General features: G+C 63.3%; 13 protein-coding genes and 1 riboswitch. Of the genes, 6 read left to right on the forward strand and 7 right to left on the reverse strand.

All coding sequences use genetic code 11. The annotated features are described in order from the left end of the window. Positions 1 to 26 precede the first annotated feature (26 nt). On the forward strand, positions 27 to 833 hold the full coding sequence (locus J2Y41_RS14230; RefSeq protein WP_224166146.1) for an IclR family transcriptional regulator: 807 nt from the start codon (positions 27 to 29) through the stop codon (positions 831 to 833). 23 nt (positions 834 to 856) lie between these two features. Here J2Y41_RS14230 and J2Y41_RS14235 read toward each other — a convergent pair whose 3' ends face one another. Continuing rightward, entirely contained in the window at positions 857 to 1,345 is a 489-nt protein-coding gene (locus J2Y41_RS14235) for an SRPBCC domain-containing protein (RefSeq protein ID WP_224094923.1), read from the reverse strand. A gap of 207 nt (positions 1,346 to 1,552) precedes the next feature. On the opposite strand from J2Y41_RS14235, the gene J2Y41_RS14240 reads away from it, so the two are divergent. The 3 genes from J2Y41_RS14240 to J2Y41_RS14250 all read left to right on the forward strand — a co-directional run bounded on the left by J2Y41_RS14240 (position 1,553) and on the right by J2Y41_RS14250 (position 5,323). Next, on the forward strand, positions 1,553 to 3,280 hold the full coding sequence (locus J2Y41_RS14240) for a urocanate hydratase (RefSeq protein ID WP_309929420.1): 1,728 nt from the start codon (positions 1,553 to 1,555) through the stop codon (positions 3,278 to 3,280). A 4-nt stretch (positions 3,281 to 3,284) separates the two neighbouring features. Continuing rightward, positions 3,285 to 4,877: a histidine ammonia-lyase gene (gene hutH / locus J2Y41_RS14245; protein ID WP_224094925.1), complete on the forward strand. Its 1,593-nt coding sequence runs from the start codon at positions 3,285 to 3,287 to the stop codon at positions 4,875 to 4,877. A 197-nt stretch (positions 4,878 to 5,074) separates the two neighbouring features. Then, positions 5,075 to 5,323 (forward strand): hypothetical protein, encoded by a 249-nt coding sequence (locus J2Y41_RS14250; RefSeq protein WP_216922354.1) that lies wholly within the window; start codon positions 5,075 to 5,077, stop codon positions 5,321 to 5,323. 66 nt (positions 5,324 to 5,389) lie between these two features. On the opposite strand, the gene J2Y41_RS14255 is transcribed toward J2Y41_RS14250, so the two are convergent. The 5 genes from J2Y41_RS14255 to J2Y41_RS14275 all read right to left on the reverse strand — a co-directional run bounded on the left by J2Y41_RS14255 (position 5,390) and on the right by J2Y41_RS14275 (position 13,782). Beyond that, positions 5,390 to 5,611 carry a hypothetical protein gene (locus J2Y41_RS14255; protein WP_216922352.1) on the reverse strand — a complete coding sequence of 74 codons (222 nt, stop codon included), beginning with the start codon at positions 5,609 to 5,611 and terminating at the stop codon, positions 5,390 to 5,392. Positions 5,612 to 5,714: 103 nt separating this feature from the next. Continuing rightward, positions 5,715 to 10,619 carry an NAD-glutamate dehydrogenase gene (locus J2Y41_RS14260; protein ID WP_309929427.1) on the reverse strand — a complete coding sequence of 1,635 codons (4,905 nt, stop codon included), beginning with the start codon at positions 10,617 to 10,619 and terminating at the stop codon, positions 5,715 to 5,717. A 157-nt stretch (positions 10,620 to 10,776) separates the two neighbouring features. Next, a complete protein-coding gene (locus J2Y41_RS14265) occupies positions 10,777 to 11,250 on the reverse strand; it encodes a hypothetical protein (RefSeq protein WP_309929429.1) in 474 nt (157 codons plus the stop codon). 56 nt (positions 11,251 to 11,306) lie between these two features. After that, a complete protein-coding gene (gene hutG, locus J2Y41_RS14270; RefSeq protein WP_224094927.1) occupies positions 11,307 to 12,266 on the reverse strand; it encodes a formimidoylglutamase in 960 nt (319 codons plus the stop codon). 73 nt (positions 12,267 to 12,339) lie between these two features. Further along, entirely contained in the window at positions 12,340 to 13,782 is a 1,443-nt protein-coding gene (locus J2Y41_RS14275; protein WP_224094928.1) for an NCS2 family permease, read from the reverse strand. A gap of 113 nt (positions 13,783 to 13,895) precedes the next feature. Between J2Y41_RS14275 and J2Y41_RS14280 the strand changes: the two genes are divergently transcribed. Both J2Y41_RS14280 and J2Y41_RS14285 read left to right on the forward strand, forming a co-directional pair. After that, on the forward strand, positions 13,896 to 14,519 hold the full coding sequence (locus tag J2Y41_RS14280; RefSeq protein WP_309929433.1) for a copper resistance protein CopC: 624 nt from the start codon (positions 13,896 to 13,898) through the stop codon (positions 14,517 to 14,519). Positions 14,520 to 14,668: 149 nt separating this feature from the next. Beyond that, positions 14,669 to 14,861, forward strand: a riboswitch (cyclic di-AMP (ydaO/yuaA leader). A gap of 3 nt (positions 14,862 to 14,864) precedes the next feature. Beyond that, the gene (locus J2Y41_RS14285) at positions 14,865 to 15,632 is read left to right on the forward strand and encodes an NlpC/P60 family protein (protein ID WP_224094931.1); all 768 of its coding nucleotides are present in this window, start codon (positions 14,865 to 14,867) and stop codon (positions 15,630 to 15,632) included. 182 nt (positions 15,633 to 15,814) lie between these two features. Here J2Y41_RS14285 and J2Y41_RS14290 read toward each other — a convergent pair whose 3' ends face one another. Next, positions 15,815 to 16,507, reverse strand: a complete 693-nt coding sequence (locus tag J2Y41_RS14290; protein ID WP_224094933.1) for an FAD-binding protein — start codon at positions 16,505 to 16,507, stop codon at positions 15,815 to 15,817. Between the last annotated feature and the right edge of the window lie 401 nt (positions 16,508 to 16,908).

Below are 16,908 nucleotides of genomic sequence, written 5' to 3' on the forward strand. Positions count from 1 at the left end.
TCAGCAGTCTTGAGCAGTGAGGAACCATGACAACCACGCCACTGGCACCAGGCAAGGCCACGTCCAAGGTCCCTGCTGCCGAAAATACGCTGCGCATCCTGAAACTTCTGGCCTCACGCCGGGGGCCGATGGCGGCGTCGAACATTGCGACGGCGCTCGGCCTGCCCCGCTCCAGCGTCTACCACCTGCTCGGCGTCATGGAGGCCAACGGCTTCGTCCTGCATCTGCACGAAGAGCAGCGCTATGGACTCGGCATCAGCGCCTTCGAGCTCAGCTCGGCCTATTCGCGGCAGGAGCCCTTGTCGCGTCTCGGCCGGCCCATGCTGGCCTCGCTCGTGGACGCGATCGGCGAAAGCGCGCACCTCGCCGTGCTTCACGGCCGCGACGTCCTTTACATCGTGGAGGAACGTGCCAAGAACCGCCCAAGCCTGGTGACCGACGTCGGAGTCCGCCTGCCCAGCCACCTCACTGCCTCGGGCCGCGCGATCCTGGCCGCACTGCCAAAGTCACAGGTTCGCGCCCTGTACCCGAACGCCGCCGCGTTCACATCGCGCCACGAGGTCGAATTCCCGATCATGAAGTACTCCGCCTTGTCCTCCCATCTGGACCAGGTGCGGCAGCGTGGCTACGCCACGGAAAACGGCGAGATCACGCCTGGATTCGGCTCTATCGCCGCCGCTGTGACTGACCATGTGGGATGGCCGACGGCGGCAGTCGCCGTTACGTTCCTGGAGGACAAAGTGCCGGCTGAGCAATGGCCGGTACTGGCTGCGCGCATCCGCAAGGCTGCCGACGAACTGTCGGTACGCATTCACGGACGACCGGCTGGCTAGGCCCTTCGCATAGTTGATCCGCCCTAGTCGCCACGCGGCTTCGGTTCGCCGGGCTTCGGTTCGCCGGGCTTCAGCGTGCCCGGTTCCGTGGCCTCGCGCTCGACGAGTCTGCGGAAGGTCTCCAGCTCACCGCGGAAGCTGCCCCGGTAGGATCCCATGGCGAAAATCCGCCCGAAGATCGCCGCGATGAATCCCCGGGTTACGAACTCCTGGTGGATGCGCGTGCCGCCTGCCTCGGGAGCAAACCTCACATCCGACTCGCCCTTGAGGATCGCGTTGCCGAACCGTGTCCGGATGTGCCAGGGCCGTTCGACGGCGAGGATCTCCGTGGGGCTGGCCATCCGCCCGAACCACACCGTGTAGCGGCTGCCGACCTGGTCGATCGAGCCGGTGCGATCGGTCACGCGGGTGACTCCGCCGATCCATTCCTGGAACCGGTCCGGATCCGTCCAGGTCGCGAAAACCCGCTCGGGCGGAGCCGCAACCAAGGTAGTCACTCGGAACGTTGCCATGGGTCCAGCATGCGCTCCTTCTCGCGCGAATGCGAGGGCTGGCCGTACTTCACCAGGACGCTTGGGCGGAGGAAGGGCGAAGGGCGGCATGCGTCTGTAATCCCGGACAGCACCAGTTGAAAAGCCATTCCTGGGGCCTCGTAAAGGAGCTTTAGTAGAAGCAGAAGAACTTTCCACTACACACTTCCCAAAGACGAAGGAGTCATCATGGCACCCGCCGATTTCACTACTGGTGCCCGTCCGGTTAAGGCCGCGCGGGGTACTGAGCTTACTGCCAAGTCGTGGCAGACCGAGGCACCGTTGCGCATGTTGATGAACAACCTTGATCCGGAGGTTGCTGAGCGTCCGGATGACTTGGTGGTGTACGGGGGTACGGGCCGTGCGGTGCGTTCCTGGGCTGCGTTTGATGCGATTACCCGCACCCTGGAAACGATGGAGAAGGACGAAACCCTCCTGGTGCAGTCGGGCAAGCCGGTGGGTGTGTTCCGCACTCATGAGTGGGCTCCCCGTGTCCTGCTCGCGAACTCGAACCTGGTGGGGGACTGGGCAACGTGGCCGGAGTTCCGCCGGCTCGAGGCCGAGGGCCTGATGATGTACGGGCAGATGACTGCCGGGTCCTGGATTTACATCGGCACGCAGGGCATCCTGCAGGGCACGTATGAGACGTTCGCCGCGGTGGGGAACAAGCTCGCCGCGGAGGGACGCCACCCGGCCCCCGCCCCGGAAGGCTCGTCCGAGGGTCCCCTGGCGGGGACGCTGACCCTGACCGGTGGGTGTGGTGGCATGGGTGGTGCGCAGCCGCTGGCGGTGACGTTGAATGATGGTGCGTGCTTGATCGTGGATGTGGACGAGACCCGTTTGCGTCGCCGGGCGGGCAAGCGGTACCTGGACGAGGTTGAAACGGATCTGGACGCGGCGATCGCGAAGGTCCAGGCCGCGAAGGCCGAGCGTCGTGGCTGGTCGGTGGGGTATGTGGGCAACGCCGCTGAGGTGTTCCCGGAACTGCTTCGCCGCCACAAGGCCGGGGACGTGACCTTCGATGTGGTCACCGACCAGACATCCGCGCATGATCCGTTGTCGTACCTGCCGGAGGGCATCACTGTGGCGGAGTGGCACACCGAGGCTGAGGCTGATCCGGAAGGGTTCACGAAGAAGGCCCAGGCTTCGATGGCCCGGCAGGTGCAGGCGATGGTGGAGTTCCAGGACGCCGGGGCCGAGGTGTTTGATTACGGCAACTCGATCCGTGATGAGGCACGCAAGGGCGGCTACGAGCGGGCGTTTGAGTTCCCCGGGTTCGTCCCGGCGTACATCCGTCCGCTGTTCTGCGAGGGCCTGGGCCCGTTCCGCTGGGTCGCGCTGTCCGGGGACCCGGAAGACATTAGGGTCACGGACGAGGCGATCAAGGAGTTGTTCCCGGAGAACAAGCACCTGCACAAGTGGATCGACGCGGCCCAGGAGCGGGTGGAGTTCGAGGGCTTGCCGGCGCGTATTTGCTGGCTCGGGTACGGCGAACGGGCCAAGGCCGGCCTGCTCTTCAACCAGCTCGTGAAGGAGGGCAAGGTCAAGGCCCCGATCGTGATCGGCCGTGACCACCTGGACTCCGGTTCGGTGGCGTCCCCGTACCGGGAGACCGAGTCCATGGCCGACGGCTCCGACGCGATCGCTGACTGGCCGTTGCTGAACGCCCTGATCAATACGTCCTCGGGTGCTACCTGGGTTTCGATCCACCACGGTGGCGGGGTGGGTATCGGCCGGTCCCTGCACGCCGGGCAGGTTTCCGTTGCGGACGGCACCGACCTGGCCGCGGAGAAGCTCGAACGTCTCCTGACCAACGACCCCGGCATGGGCGTCATCCGCCACGTCGACGCCGGCTACGACCGCGCCGTCGAAGTCGCCAACGAACGCGGCGTCCGCATCCCCATGAACGAGAAGTAAGAACATGACCATCACATCGAACGAACAGCTCACCGTTACCCTCGGTTCCAGTGGCGTGACCCCGGAAGACGTCGTCGCCGTCGCACGCCACGACGCCAAGGTGACCATTTCCCAGGAGGCCCTGGATAACGTTGCCAAGGTCCGGGCACACATCGACAGCCTCGCCACCAGCGATGTCCCCGCTTATGGGATCTCCACGGGCTTCGGTGCGCTGGCCAATCGCCACATCCCCAACGACCTCCGCACGCAGCTGCAGAAGTCGCTGATCCGCAGCCACGCAGCGGGCATGGGCCCGGCAGTGGAACGCGAAGTGGTCCGCGGCATCATGTTCCTCCGCGCCAAGACCCTGGCATCCGGCCGCACGGGTGTCCGTCCCGTGGTCCTGCAGACCATGGTGGACGTCCTCAATGCAGGCATTACCCCGCTGGTCCGCGAGTTCGGTTCGCTCGGTTGCTCCGGCGACCTCGCGCCGCTGTCCCACTGCGCACTGGTCCTGATGGGCGAAGGCGAAGCAACCGGTCCCGACGGCGAACTCTATGGTGTGCCCGGTAAGCAGACGGTCGCTGAGCTGCTCGCACAGCACGGCATCGAACCGGTCACGCTGGCGGAAAAGGAGGGCCTGGCCCTCGTCAATGGCACCGAAGGCATGCTCGGCATGCTCCTGATGGCCATCGCCGACATCCGTTTGTTGCTCGCGACGGCGGACGTCACCGCCGCGCTCAGCGTTGAGGCGCTGCTGGGCACCGACCAGGTGTTCCTGCCGGAGCTCCACGCTGCCCTGCGTCCGCACCCCGGCCAGGCTGCCAGCGCGGACAACATGCTGCGCGTGCTGTCCAACTCGCCCATCGTCGCATCCCACCGGATCAACGACACCAAGGTCCAGGACGCCTACTCGCTGCGTTGTGCCCCTCAGGTTGCCGGTGCTGTCCGCGACACCGTGGACCACGCCGCACTGGTGGCGTCCCGTGAACTTGCCGCTGCGATCGACAACCCGGTTGTCCTGCCGGACGGCCGCGTCACGTCCAACGGCAACTTCCATGGTGCGCCCGTGGCCTATGTCCTGGACTTCCTGGCGATCGCCGTCGCGGACCTCAGCTCCATCGCAGAGCGCCGCACGGACCGCATGCTGGACCCGGCCCGCTCGCACGGACTCCCGGCGTTCCTCGCCGGCGACCCCGGCGTCGATTCCGGCCTCATGATCGCCCAGTACACGCAGGCCGGGCTCGTTTCGGACAACAAGCGCCTGGCCGTGCCGGCATCCGTGGACTCCATCCCGAGCTCCGCCATGCAGGAAGACCACGTGTCCATGGGCTGGCATGCTGCCCGGAAGCTTCGCAAGGCCGTGGAGAATCTCCGCCGCGTCCTGGCCGTGGAGCTGGTCACCAGCGCCCGCGCCATCGACATGCGCACGCAGATGTCCGACGGCGAACTGACCCCGGGCCCGGCCGGCACAGCTGTGCTTGAGGTGCTTCGCGAAGTGGTCCAGGGACCGGGAACCGATAGGTTCCTGTCGCCCGAACTCGAAGCGGCTGACCGCCTGGTTGGCTCCGGTGCGGTCCGTGCGGCCGCCGAATCCGCCGTCGGGGTTTTGGCCTGACGTCGAATAAAACGCTCATTTGATGGGCAAATTTGTCACGTCCCGGAAATTGTTCGCAACGCAATCTCCGGGGCGTGACAAATGTAGTAGAACTTATGGTGTACGTCACGTCCACGTCAACGACGCCGTGGGCTTGACGGTCAACCGTTCATAACTCAATACACAACAGCGAACATCCACAAAGGGGTAGAAGTTCAATGAAGGCACGTGGAGCAGTCCTCTCCAGACGAAACGCACACTCGGTTACGGTTTCGGACTGGAGGCAACTCAAGGTTGGCGAGCGCGTGGAGGTAGTCAAGTACGCGCACGTGATCGCGGCAGGGCTGATCGAGGAAGTCTCCGGCAGCGGAAATGTGGTGTGGCTTGAGCACTCAGGGCCGGGCGTCACCGAGGAAGGCAAGGAACTGTTCATGAAGTCCGACGGCGTGACTCTCCGCCGGGCGTAATGAAGCAAAAAGCCGGGGCTTGGGCCCCGGCTTTTTGCTTTTCTACTACAACTGCAATTTCTACTATTACGCAGCGAGCACTTCGTGGGTCTGGCCGAAGGGAACGGATTCGTCCAGGGCCACTGTGTAGGTGCCGGGCTCGTGCCGGGTCACCAGAATGCCGCAGTTGGCATCTGCTGCTGCGTTCTTGATCAAAGCATCCACGGCGCGTTCAAGGCCGTCGTGGATCTCGTCTGCCTTGGAAAAGGACAGGCGAATTTCGCGTTCTGCAGTCATTGCAGCGGTCATTTGGGTGCCTCCTATTACTTGCCGCATGCGAGGGCGACCCGTCAATCATAGGACGTTTGAGTCTAAATTTATAAGATGACCGGCAGTATTGGTGACCGACGCCTCATCTCCGGACCATGGCGCGAAGCAGCTTTACCGCGACGGAGAGCGCTGCAATGTCCACGGGACCGGGCTTGATGGCCTCCTTGATGGTCTCCTGGACGCGTGCCAGTTGTTCGATGTTTCCACGTTCCCAGTCCATGATTCGCTCCACTGGGTCTGACGTCGTGGGAGTCGCCACACCAGAGATCCGGGGCGTGTGCCGCACTACCGCTTTGGTCATGTCGGCCAGGACCAGGTACATGTCGTCACGAAGGGCAGCCCGTGCAAGCGACTCCCAGTGAGTGTCCCGGGGAAGCATGGTGATGTGCTGCAGGAGGGGGATGGCCGAGATCCTTTCGAAGACGGCGAAGTACACCTCAGCCACGGCGTCAACGGGTTCCTGGAGTTCCTCGGCGATCGCGGAAATATCCAGCAAGCCGTAACTGACCAGCAGTTCCGAAGCCCGGACACCCAAAGCGTGGGGAATGCCCACTGAATCGGTGTAGGCCAGGCGCTCCTGCGAGTAGGCGAGGTTGATGCCGTGCAGGAAGCGCGTGAAGTTGGCCCGCATTACGGACATGGGCCGTTCGAGCCGTGCCAGGGCGTCATCAATGGGCTTGTCACGGAAATCGTGGGTCACGTACCAGCGGACGGACCGGTCCAGCAACCGCCGCATGTCCAGGGCAACGGCTGCTCCATGCTCGCGGGGAGTGCTCGGCGGCAATTGGGCGATGGCGCCTGTGACGGCGTCAAAGTCCCAGATTTGCCGCATCACTACGAACGCCCGGGCCACCGCGGAGGCAGAAACCGTGGTTTCCTCCATCGCGCGGAAGGCGAAGGCTATGCCGCCCATGTTGATCATGTCGTTGGCCACTACCGTGGCCACGATTTCCCGGCGCAGGGGATGCGTGGAGAGGTGTTCGCCGAACCGTTCTGAGACTTGCTTGGGGAAATAGCCGCGAAGGGTTTGAGAAAACCAAGGATCATCGGACAAACCGCCCTCTGTGAGTTCGCGGGCGAGTTCGATCTTGGCGTAGGCGGCCAAAACGGCGAGTTCCGGAGTGGTTAGTCCCTTGCCCGTGAGGACCCGTGCCTGAAGTTCGGCGTTGCTGGGAAGGTATTCGAGTTCCCTGTCCAGATCTGTGACTGACTCGAGCCAATCCATGGTCCGTTCAAAGCTGGGGCTCCATTCCAGCGCCAATTGCTTGTCATTGAGGAGCAGGACGTTCTGGTCATCGTTGGTTTTCAGGACGAGCCGTCCAACCTCGTCTTGGAGCGAGTGCAGGAATCCGGTTCTTTCTGCCACAGACATCCTGCCTGCGGAGATCATGCGGTCAAGGAAGATCTTGATATTCACTTCATGGTCCGAACAATCCACGCCGGCTGAATTATCGATTGCATCGGTATTGATCAGGACGCCTGCCAAAGCTGCTTCGATCCGGCCGCGCTGGGTTACTCCAAGATTGCCGCCCTCGGCAATGATGTGCGCGCGCAGATCCCCGGCATTGACCCGGATGGCGTCGTTTGATTTATCTCCCACGTCGGCATTGGACTCGGTGGATGCCTTGATATAGGTACCGATTCCGCCGTTGTACAGGAGGTCCACAGGGGCAGTGAGGACTGCCCGGAGAAGCTCAGGTGGGCTCATCGCCAGCTGGCCATTCGCATCGCTGCCTTCAGCCAACCCCAGAGCGAGCCGGACTTGTTCTGTGATCAGGATGGATTTTTCCGTCCGGGCAAAGATTCCGCCGCCCTCGCTCAGCTTGGTGCGGTCATAATCGGCCCAGGAGGAACGTGGCAGTTTGAAGAGCCGTTCCCGCTCGGCGTAGGAGACCTCGGGGTCCGGCGTAGGGTCAAGGAAAATGTGCCGGTGATCAAAGGCGGCTACGAGCTTGATGTGGTGGGAGAGGAGCATGCCGTTGCCAAAGACGTCCCCGCTCATGTCTCCGATGCCAACCACCGTGAAATCCTCGGCACGGCAATCCACCAGGAGTTCACTGAAATGGTGCCGCACGGATTCCCAGGCGCCCCGGGCCGTGATCCCCATCTGCTTGTGGTCATAACCCACTGACCCTCCGGAAGCGAAGGCGTCACCCAACCAGAAGCCGTACTCCCCGGCAACGGCGTTGGCAATGTCGGAGAAGGTTGCTGTTCCCTTGTCAGCGGCCACAACGAGGTAGTAGTCGTCGCCATCGTGCCGCACCACCCGCGGTGGCGCGAGTACGCGGCCGCTGCTTCCGCCGTCGGGATCCGGCACCAGGTTGTCGGTGATATCCAGCAACCCGCGGATGAATGTCCGGTAGCTTTCCTGACCTTCCGCGAACCAGGCAGCACGGTCCTCTGCCGGGTCCGGGAGCCGTTTGGGGAAGAACCCGCCTTTGGCTCCGGTGGGAACAATCACGGCATTCTTGACCGTCTGGGCTTTGACGAGCCCCAGGATTTCCGTCCTGAAGTCTTCCCTCCTGTCCGACCATCGAAGGCCACCGCGGGCTATCGGACCGAAACGCAGATGGACGCCTTCAACGCGCGGCGAATAGACCCAGATCTCGAATTTCGGGCGGGGTGCAGGGGCAGCCGGGATGCTGGCGGGGTTGAGCTTGAAGCTGATGAAGGGCTTGTTGAGATAGAAGTTCGTGCGGAGCGTGCCATCCACCAGGCTCGCCAGGGAACGCAGCAACCTGTCGGCGTCCAGGACAGGGACGGCGTCGATCGCCTCCATCAGGTTCGTCCGCGCTCTATGAACGGCCTGGGTCCTGTGGCTGAGTTCGCTGCTTCCCTCTTCGAACAGATCGCCCCTGGCCGGCTTTGGCTCGCCATGACCGGAATTGAGGAGTTCCGGTTCAAACAAGTCCGGAGCGAAGCGGTCAGGATTGAATTTTGCCTCGAACAATTCAAGCAAGGCATGCGTGGCCAGGGCGTTCCCGCGGAGTGTGTCAGCGATGAAGCCATAGGAGTTGGTGCTCCCGAGTTGGCGGAGATACTTGGCATACGCGCGCAGGATGGCAACCCGCCGCCAGTCGATCCCCTCCTTGATGACCAACGCGTCCAAAGCATCTGACTCGGCGTCACCGCGCATCGCGGCACAGAACGCAGCGGCCAGCAGATCGCCCGTGCCTACAGGGTCAAGCCCGCGCGGATACTTCAGGCCGAGGTCGTAAAGGAAGAACTGCCGCCCGTCGGCACGATGAACGTCGAAAGGCCGCTGGTCCAGGACCTTCAAGCCCAGGTTATGGAAGAAAGGAAGGATCTCGGTCAGGCTCTGCGGGCGCGTTAAGTAGAGCCGGATCCGGGCATCCTCACTGAGGACTGCCGTACCGGGACGTTGGTAAACGGTGAGGAGGGGATCTGCTTCGTCCACAGAACCCGGCTCTGCCGGAAAACTTTCGAACCTGGCAATATCCTCAACTGCGTCCTCCACCTCATAATCGGCCTTGTAGCTGGCCGGAAACGCGGCTGCCCACTGCCTGGACAACCTGGCCGCCTCTTGCCGCGGATACCTCGTTTGGAGGGCCTCGTCCAGGCCTTGCGCCCAGGACCTCGTAGCGGCGATGATCCTCTGCTCGAGGGCTGCCGCATCCACCACCGCCGGAGCACCTTCGTGCCGTGAGGGGTCCTGTGGCAAAAGGATCCGGAAGAACACGCGAGCCATGGCGGATTCGCCCAACCGAAGCTCGAACTCTATGGCATCCGAGCCAAAGGCCTCGCGCAACTCGCGCTCGATGTTGAGCCTGACGGCCGTGCTGTACCTGTACCTGGGGAGGAAAACCAGTGCTGTCATGAACCGGCCGAAGGAGTCAGGACGAAGAAAGAGCCGGGTGCTATGGCGTTCCTGGAGCCGGAGGATCTCGCGCGCACGGATGGCCAGCTGCCCGGCATCAACATGGAACAGTTCGTCCCGCGGATACGCCTCCAACACCGCAAGGAGCTCCTTGGCGTGATGTGACGACGCCGGGTAGCCGAAGGCCCGCAGCACTTCCTGCACTGTGTCCCGGATGACCGGGATCTGCTGGGCCGGGCGGGCTGTTGAACTGGGGGAGAAGAGGCCAACAAAAGTGCACGCGCTGGTGTTGGCGCCGTTCCCGTCCGCTGTGGCAATGCTGATCTCGTCGAGGTAGGCACGGCGAAGAACCGTCGAGCGAAGCGTGGATTTGGTGAGCGTAAGCACCTGGCCGGAAACCTCGCCCGGCGCCGCAGGACCGGCCGCATCACGGAGGAGTCCGAGCCCGCGGCGCCCGCGGAATCCCAGGAACACAAAGTTCCCGTCGTCCAGCCACCGCAGCAGCTCCTGCGCTTCACCCGCCGTCCGGTCTTTTGCCGCAGACCCCTCCAGTGCACCGATTTCGTGCAGCAGTTCCTCGTGGATGGCATCGGCGTCCTCGGCCGCTGCCCGGACATCACCCAGGACCTTGTTCAACCTGCCCACCAGCAGCTCCGCGCTCGCGTTGTCCGGAATCCGCGGGATCTCGATCGCTATCCACGCCTCCGTGAGCCGTCCGCCGTCGTTCCCGTCCGTCGAAGGTGCCGGCGTCGCCCGCGCATGATCTTCGGAACGTTCGACGCCGGTGGGCAGCCCCGCGCGGTGGGGCCCCCTGCCGATATCGATCAGGCGGTGGGTGGCGGGGTCCCGCGTGACGCTGAAAGTCGGGTGGACCAGAAGCCGGATGGAAGCGGTGTCACGAGAGATCTCGGCCGTGACGGAGGGAAGGAGATAGGGCATGTCGTCCGTGACGATTGCCACCAGGCTGGTATCTGTTTCGTTCAGGACCCCGATGACTGCTTGTCCAGTCTCACGGCGTTCTGCCAACGAGCGGTGATAGCGGGCCCGTTCCAACAAAGTTTCAGGTGTGTAGCTGCGGACGTCGTCGTCCGTGACGTGCTCGTAGTAGTCGGTCAGGAATCCGTCCGCCGGCTCCGTAATTGGTGCCATGTCGCTGCGCCTCCGCTGCGCAAAGGAGCGGCCGTGCTGCTGCGGTCGGCAAAGTCCATGCGCCTCATTTCATGATCGCTTAAATCCCGCGAGATGACAGTTGATGACAGTGTTTGGGCAAGACATTGGCATTAACTGCCATCTCGCGGAGGCCCGGCTACCGAAAAGCTGCGGAACGTTGCCCTTGGTGACGCCCTCGCCTCGCCAGCCACGAAACGCCCGCGGCCACCACGAGGGTGAGAATGGCGGCAGCTGCGTGGGTGTAGAGCATCAGGTCAGCAGCATGCAGTTCCCCTGAAGCCGGCTGACCGTCCACAGGAACCGCCACGGGTTGCTGGGGCTGCCCGTGCAGATGGTCAAGGAACCCGACCCCGGAAAATGAACCCCCCAAAGCTTCGAAACCGAAGAACAGCAATTGCTGTGCCACTCCGGACAGCAGCAGCAACAGGACGGGCCCATGGATCCATCGGGCAACCAGCTGCGCGGCCAAGGCAGAGAGGGCAACGAAGCCCAGAAGAACGGGCATCGCCGGGGCGCCCCCACCGGAAACGACGTGTGCGGCAAGGCCCAAAGCGACCGCAACGGGTCCTGCCACCCAGGCCCACTTGTCCTGCACAGGAGTTGCGCCCATCGCCGTCCTTCCCTTCCCCTCAGGCTAAACGCAGGACAGGGACCGGGAACAGGCCTCTATGCCAACAGCGTGTTTACCAGCCTTGCTGCCACTTTCGCGGTTCGTCCATCAATATCGAACTCCGGGTTCAATTCGGCAACGTCCAGGTGCAACAGCGTCCCGCTTGCCGCTACCTGACGGCAAACGGCACTGATCACGGACAGCGGCACCCCAAACGCGGCGGGGGCACTGACGCCGGGCGCCACCGAAGCAGGCAGGACGTCCAGGTCGATCGTCAAGTACAGCACATCGATTCCAGCCACGAAATCGGCTACGAACGTCTCGACGCGCTCCGCGGAACAGTCCTCGTCCAGCAAGTACTTCACGCCCAGGCGGTCAGCGGTGTCAAAGAGCGTGCGCGTGTTGTTGGGCTCCGAGATTCCGACGACGGCGTACCTCAGTTCGCGTCCAGCGGCGGTTTCTTCCTGCGCCATCTGCAGGAATGGAGTCCCGGAGCTCGGGGTCGGCTCGTCGCGCAGGTCAAAGTGGGCATCCAGGTTCAAGACACCCAAGCGCTTTCCACTGCGCACGGCATTGGATCCGGCAACGCCCAGGTAGCTGGCAAATGCCGTCTCGTGGCCGCCGCCCAGCATCACGGTGAGGTTTCCGGCGTCGAGCAGTTCCGAGACGGCGCGTCCGGCGCGCTGCTGGCCTTCTTCCAGTGAGTCGTCCTCCACAACTACGTCGCCGGCGTCGAACACGTCACGGTCCAGGTGGAAAGCCAGGGGAGCCAGCGCCGAGCGGATGGCGGCCGGAGCCGCGGAGGCACCCGCACGGCCCTTGTTGCGCCGCACTCCGGCGTCGCTGCAGAAACCCAGCACGACGGCGGGACGCGAGGCGCCGGGAATGGCCGGGGAAGTAAGGGGTTGGATGGCCTGCCACCAGCGGCGATGTTCGTCGCCGTCGCCGTCAAAGCGGCCGGTCCATGGTGTGGGAAGGACGTCTACGGAAGGGTTGGTGCTGGTGTTTGGAGCCATGCTTTAAGCACACCCCACCAGCGGGCCAAAAAACAGCTGCAGCGCGCTGCAGTGTCCGGGATGCCGGACATCGCTACTTGACGCCCAACAACTCCTCCACAGTTCCGATGCCAAAGAACAGCAGGAACGCAGCCGCCACTGCCCACATCAGGGGGTGGACTTCACGGGCACGGCCCTGGAAAGTGCGGATCAGGACGTAGGAGATGAAGCCTGCGCCCAGGCCGTTGGCAATGGAGTACGTGAATGGCATCAGGGCGATAGTCAGGAAGGCGGGAATGCCAACGCCCCAGTCCTGCCAGTCGATCTTGCCAACCTGGGACACCATCATGAAGCCCACCACCACAAGCGCAGGAGCCACGGCTTCGAACGGGACCAGGTTGATGAGCGGCGTGAAGAACATTGCCACCAGGAAGAGCAGGCCCGTGACAATGGAGGCGAGACCGGTCCGGGCGCCCTCGCCAATGCCCGCGCCCGATTCAACGAAGATCTGGTTGGACGAAACGGAGGCACCGCCACCGACGATTGCGCCCAGGGCATCGACCTGCAGGACGCGGTCCACATTGGGAATGTTTCCGTGTTCGTCCACGGTCCCTGCCTCGTTGGCCAGGCCCACCATAGTGCCCATGGCGTCGAAGAAGATGCTGAGGAGGATCACGAACGCCAACAGCGCAGCAGCCACGAAACCGAGGTGTTCAAAAGCTCCGAAGGGGTTGGCTTTGCCGATCAGGGAGAGGTCAGGGGCGCCCCATTCGGAAAGCGTCGGCGCCACCAGTGACCAGCCGCGGGGATTGACGTTCTTACCGTCGAAGCTGGGACCAATGTGAAGCGTGAATTCGAGTATGGCGGCCAGGGCGGTGGACACCACGATGCCGATCAGGATTGCCCCGCGGACCTTTCGCACCACCAACGCAATGGTCAGGACCAGGCCGACAGCGAACACCAACGTCGGCCAGCCCATCAGCTTGCCATCCACGCCAAGGCCCAGCGGGACCGTGGTGCCGGCGGCATCCGGAATGCGTCGGACAAAACCAGCGTTGACCAGCCCGATCAAGGCGATGAACAGGCCAATGCCCACCACGATTGCCGTCTTGAGCGCTTCCGGGACGGCCCTGAAAACGGCCGTGCGGAATCCGGTGAGTACCAGGATGAGCATGGTGACACCCGAAAGCACCACCAGCCCCATCATGTCCGGCCAGGTCAGTTCAGGGTGGGAGGCAACCGTTACGGCGACGAATGCGTTCACTCCCAGGCCCGTTGCCACGGCGAAGGGGTGCTTGGCCCAAGCGCCCATGAGGATCGTGAGGATGCCCGCAACGAAAGCAGTGGTTGCCGCTACGGCCGTGAAGCCGAGCGATGCTCCGCTCGAGTCTGCCCCGGAGAGGATCAGCGGGTTCAGCACCACGATGTAGCTCATGGCGAAGAAGGTCGCGAAGCCGCCGCGGATTTCGCGCGAGTATGTGGACCCGCGCTCGGAGATCTTGAAGTAGCGGTCGATTGCAGAACCTTGTTTAAGCATGAAGGTCTCCGGTGATCGGGGGAGTTTGCTCTCAAATCCTATGCCCGCCAATGTGGGGTGCTGGAACGATTCGCCTAGTCTGTAAGGAAGCCAACACTAGGAGAAACCGCCCCATGCGTACCATCCGCCCGCTTCTGGCCGCCGTCGTAGCCGCTCTTGCTTTCGCTTCCGCGTTGCTGCTTGGAGCTGCTCCGGCCTCCGCGCACGACGTCGCCGAATCAACAACCCCGGCCAACGGTGCCAGGGTGGCTGAAGTGCCGGCGTCGGTATCCATCACGTTCAACAACCAGCCACTGGCCATCGGTTCCGGCGTGACCGTCACCGCCGGGGGCGAAAACTGGGCAGATGGCGCAGTGGAAATCATCGACAACAGGGCTGTCCAGAAGCTGCGTCAGGGCGCTCCAGCCGGCGAATACACCGTGGTGTGGCGTGTGGTCAGTTCAGACTCCCACCCGATCGAGGGAACCTTCAAGTTCACAGTTTCCGGGACAAGCACGACGACGGCGAGCGGCTCGGCAGGTGCCTCCTCCCCGGCTCCGGCGGCTGTTCCGACGGCGGGCACAGCGGCCCCCGGTACGGAAAATACTGAGCCGGCTCCGGCAGCTTCCCAGCCCTTCCCCTGGAGCATCGTTGGCCTCGCTGTGGTGGCGATCGGTCTGGTGATCTTCCTCGCTGTTACAGCCCGGAAGAAGCTAGCGGCCCCCAACGACCCGGATGGCGAAAATTCCCCGGAATAGCGGGGTTTTCTACATACTTGCGAAGATCTCGAAACGGTTACTGCGACACGCCAAAAACGAACTGCTCGTTACGTAAATGTGACTTTGGGGTGATCTTCCCGTACGGTTGTACCTGTGCCTGTTCCACGTAACAGGCATTCCGGTCTGATTGCCTAGCTCTGCCGCAGTCCGGAATCCGTTCGCAGACAAACCTACGGCAGAGACGGGGAACCCATTTTGGCCCGCTTTCAGAGCGCGCCTTGGGGTGAAGTCACGAAGCTTCCGCTGCACAGCGGGGGATAGTGGCCGGGTGACTCCCATCCGAATCCGACAGCTAACCTCGCAGGCATCGGGAGAGGCTCTTTCATGTCTTCACGCATTCTTCGCGGCCGTCGTAAGGCGGACAGCGTACGTCCTAATCCGTTCATCTCCATCTCCAAGGCTGTTGCCAGCAACGCATCCGGCGCAGGTCGCCAAGCCGCTGTCATCGCAGCAGCTTCAGGCCTGGTCCTCACGGGCTCCATCGCTGCCCACGCAGCAGAGACCCCTGTTCAGCGCGACTCCAGCCCCGCTACTGTCGCCGAGACCGTTACCGAGGGTCCCACCAAGGTTGTTACGGCCGCATCGACGGCCACCATCAACTTCGAGCGCCCCGCGGTTGCTTCCGTAGCGGCTCCCGTCATTGAAAAGCCGGCTCCTGTTGCTCCGGCTCCGGCGGCCAAGAAGGCGCCCGCAGCGGCTACCGTCCAGGCCGCTGCAACTACTACGGCTACCGCCCCAGTGGCATCCGCGCCTGCTGCAGCTCCGGCTGTTGGTGGCATCAACGCTGCCATGGTCGCCTCGGCTTACGCCCAGATCGGCATCATGCAGGATTGCACCGCGATGGTGGAACGGGCCCTCGGCTCTGCCGGCATCCCGGTTGGCGACCTCGCACCCATGCAGTTCCTGAACTACGGCAAGGTTGTCAGCGACCCCCAGCCCGGTGACATGATCGTCCAGTCCGGCCACGTAGCCATCTACATCGGCAACGGCCAGGCCATCAGCGGTGGCATCAACGGCAACCAGACGGGCATCCACCCGATCAGCTGGCTCACCGCAACCGGCCCCATCACGTACGTACGCGCTGGCGCCTAAGCTTCACGCTCCAACTCAAAGGCCGGTGCTTTCGAGGACAAATGTCTTCGGAGGCGCCGGCCTTTTGGGTTAATTTTTGTTCTTTTTAGGAACATGCTTTGGTTGGCTCGATCGTTTCAAGGCCAGGGTTCTCCGCCAGGTTTCTACGCGCAGGGTTCCAGGTAAAGGCTCCAGGCCAGGTTCTAGGCGAGGGCGATGCCCGGCCCGGCGGGGAGGGCCACCTTGGATGAGATCGCTTGCCCCACTGCCTTGGCTTGCCGTAGTACTTCCTTGGGCGTGGGTGTAATAAGTTCCCCAACGCCCACCAAGTGCATCCCGACTGCACGCATGGCTGCCACGAAGTTCTGGCCTATGGCGATTCCCAGATCGGCAAGCATTCGGCGCAGCTGGCTCTGGGCGCAGCGCGTCACCACGATGTGGTCTGCCAGGAGAACCCCGCTGGCTGTATGCACGGCCCATTGACGTGGGGTGGATTCGAGGGGGCCATAGACGCTCATCCCAGCCCTCAGGCTGCCCGTGGTCAGGCTTGCGACGGGTCCGTATCCAAGCTGCAACGACGAGTCGCCACCCAGGAAGTCCAGCCGGACAGCGCGTGTGGTGGTGCGGACATCCAAGTGATGGCTGGCGGCGTAGTTGCGCAAATGGCGCAGGATCTCGTTGCGCTCCTGCATTGCCGCGGGGTCTGCTGCGTCGCAGCGCTGGAGCATTCCCGTGTGGACCGCTGGTCCGGTGGTCGATAAAGAACCAAAGCCATCCAGCACGATGGAACCGACGCCGTAGCGGCTGAGCTCGCTGGCAACAGCCAGGCCGGAGAGGCCGGTGCCGATCACCACGGTGGTAGTCCGTTCCGTGACGGAATCAGGAGTGAGTGACACTGCTTGGGTTCCTCCTTGACGTGTGTGCCTTCGGCAGCGCGCTGGATCGCGTCCGAGTTCCCCAAGCGGCCGCAAATAAATGGCCGGGTTGTGTCCTGGGACACCTTTGCCGGCCATTCGGTGACTCGAACACTACCGAACTTTTTCTGCCATGGATAGCCTCGGCGACAGCGTGTTTTGGATGTTCATCCGCAGCGCAACCCGGCGCGTGGTGAGCGTGCCGGAAACCGAGCCCGGACCGTTATCCACATAGCCCAAAGTCGCCTTGATTCGGCATTGCCAACCGAGAATAGTGGGCATTGGAAGGAGAACCCCGAGGGTTTCTTCGGCCCCGGCTATTGGTTGCGCGCCAGCAAGGGATCACCGGTAGGGAGAACCTCTGGCAGAATGGCCGGAACATC

The sequence above is a fragment of the Arthrobacter sp. 1088 genome (assembly GCF_031455315.1).
Lineage (GTDB): Bacteria > Actinomycetota > Actinomycetes > Actinomycetales > Micrococcaceae > Arthrobacter.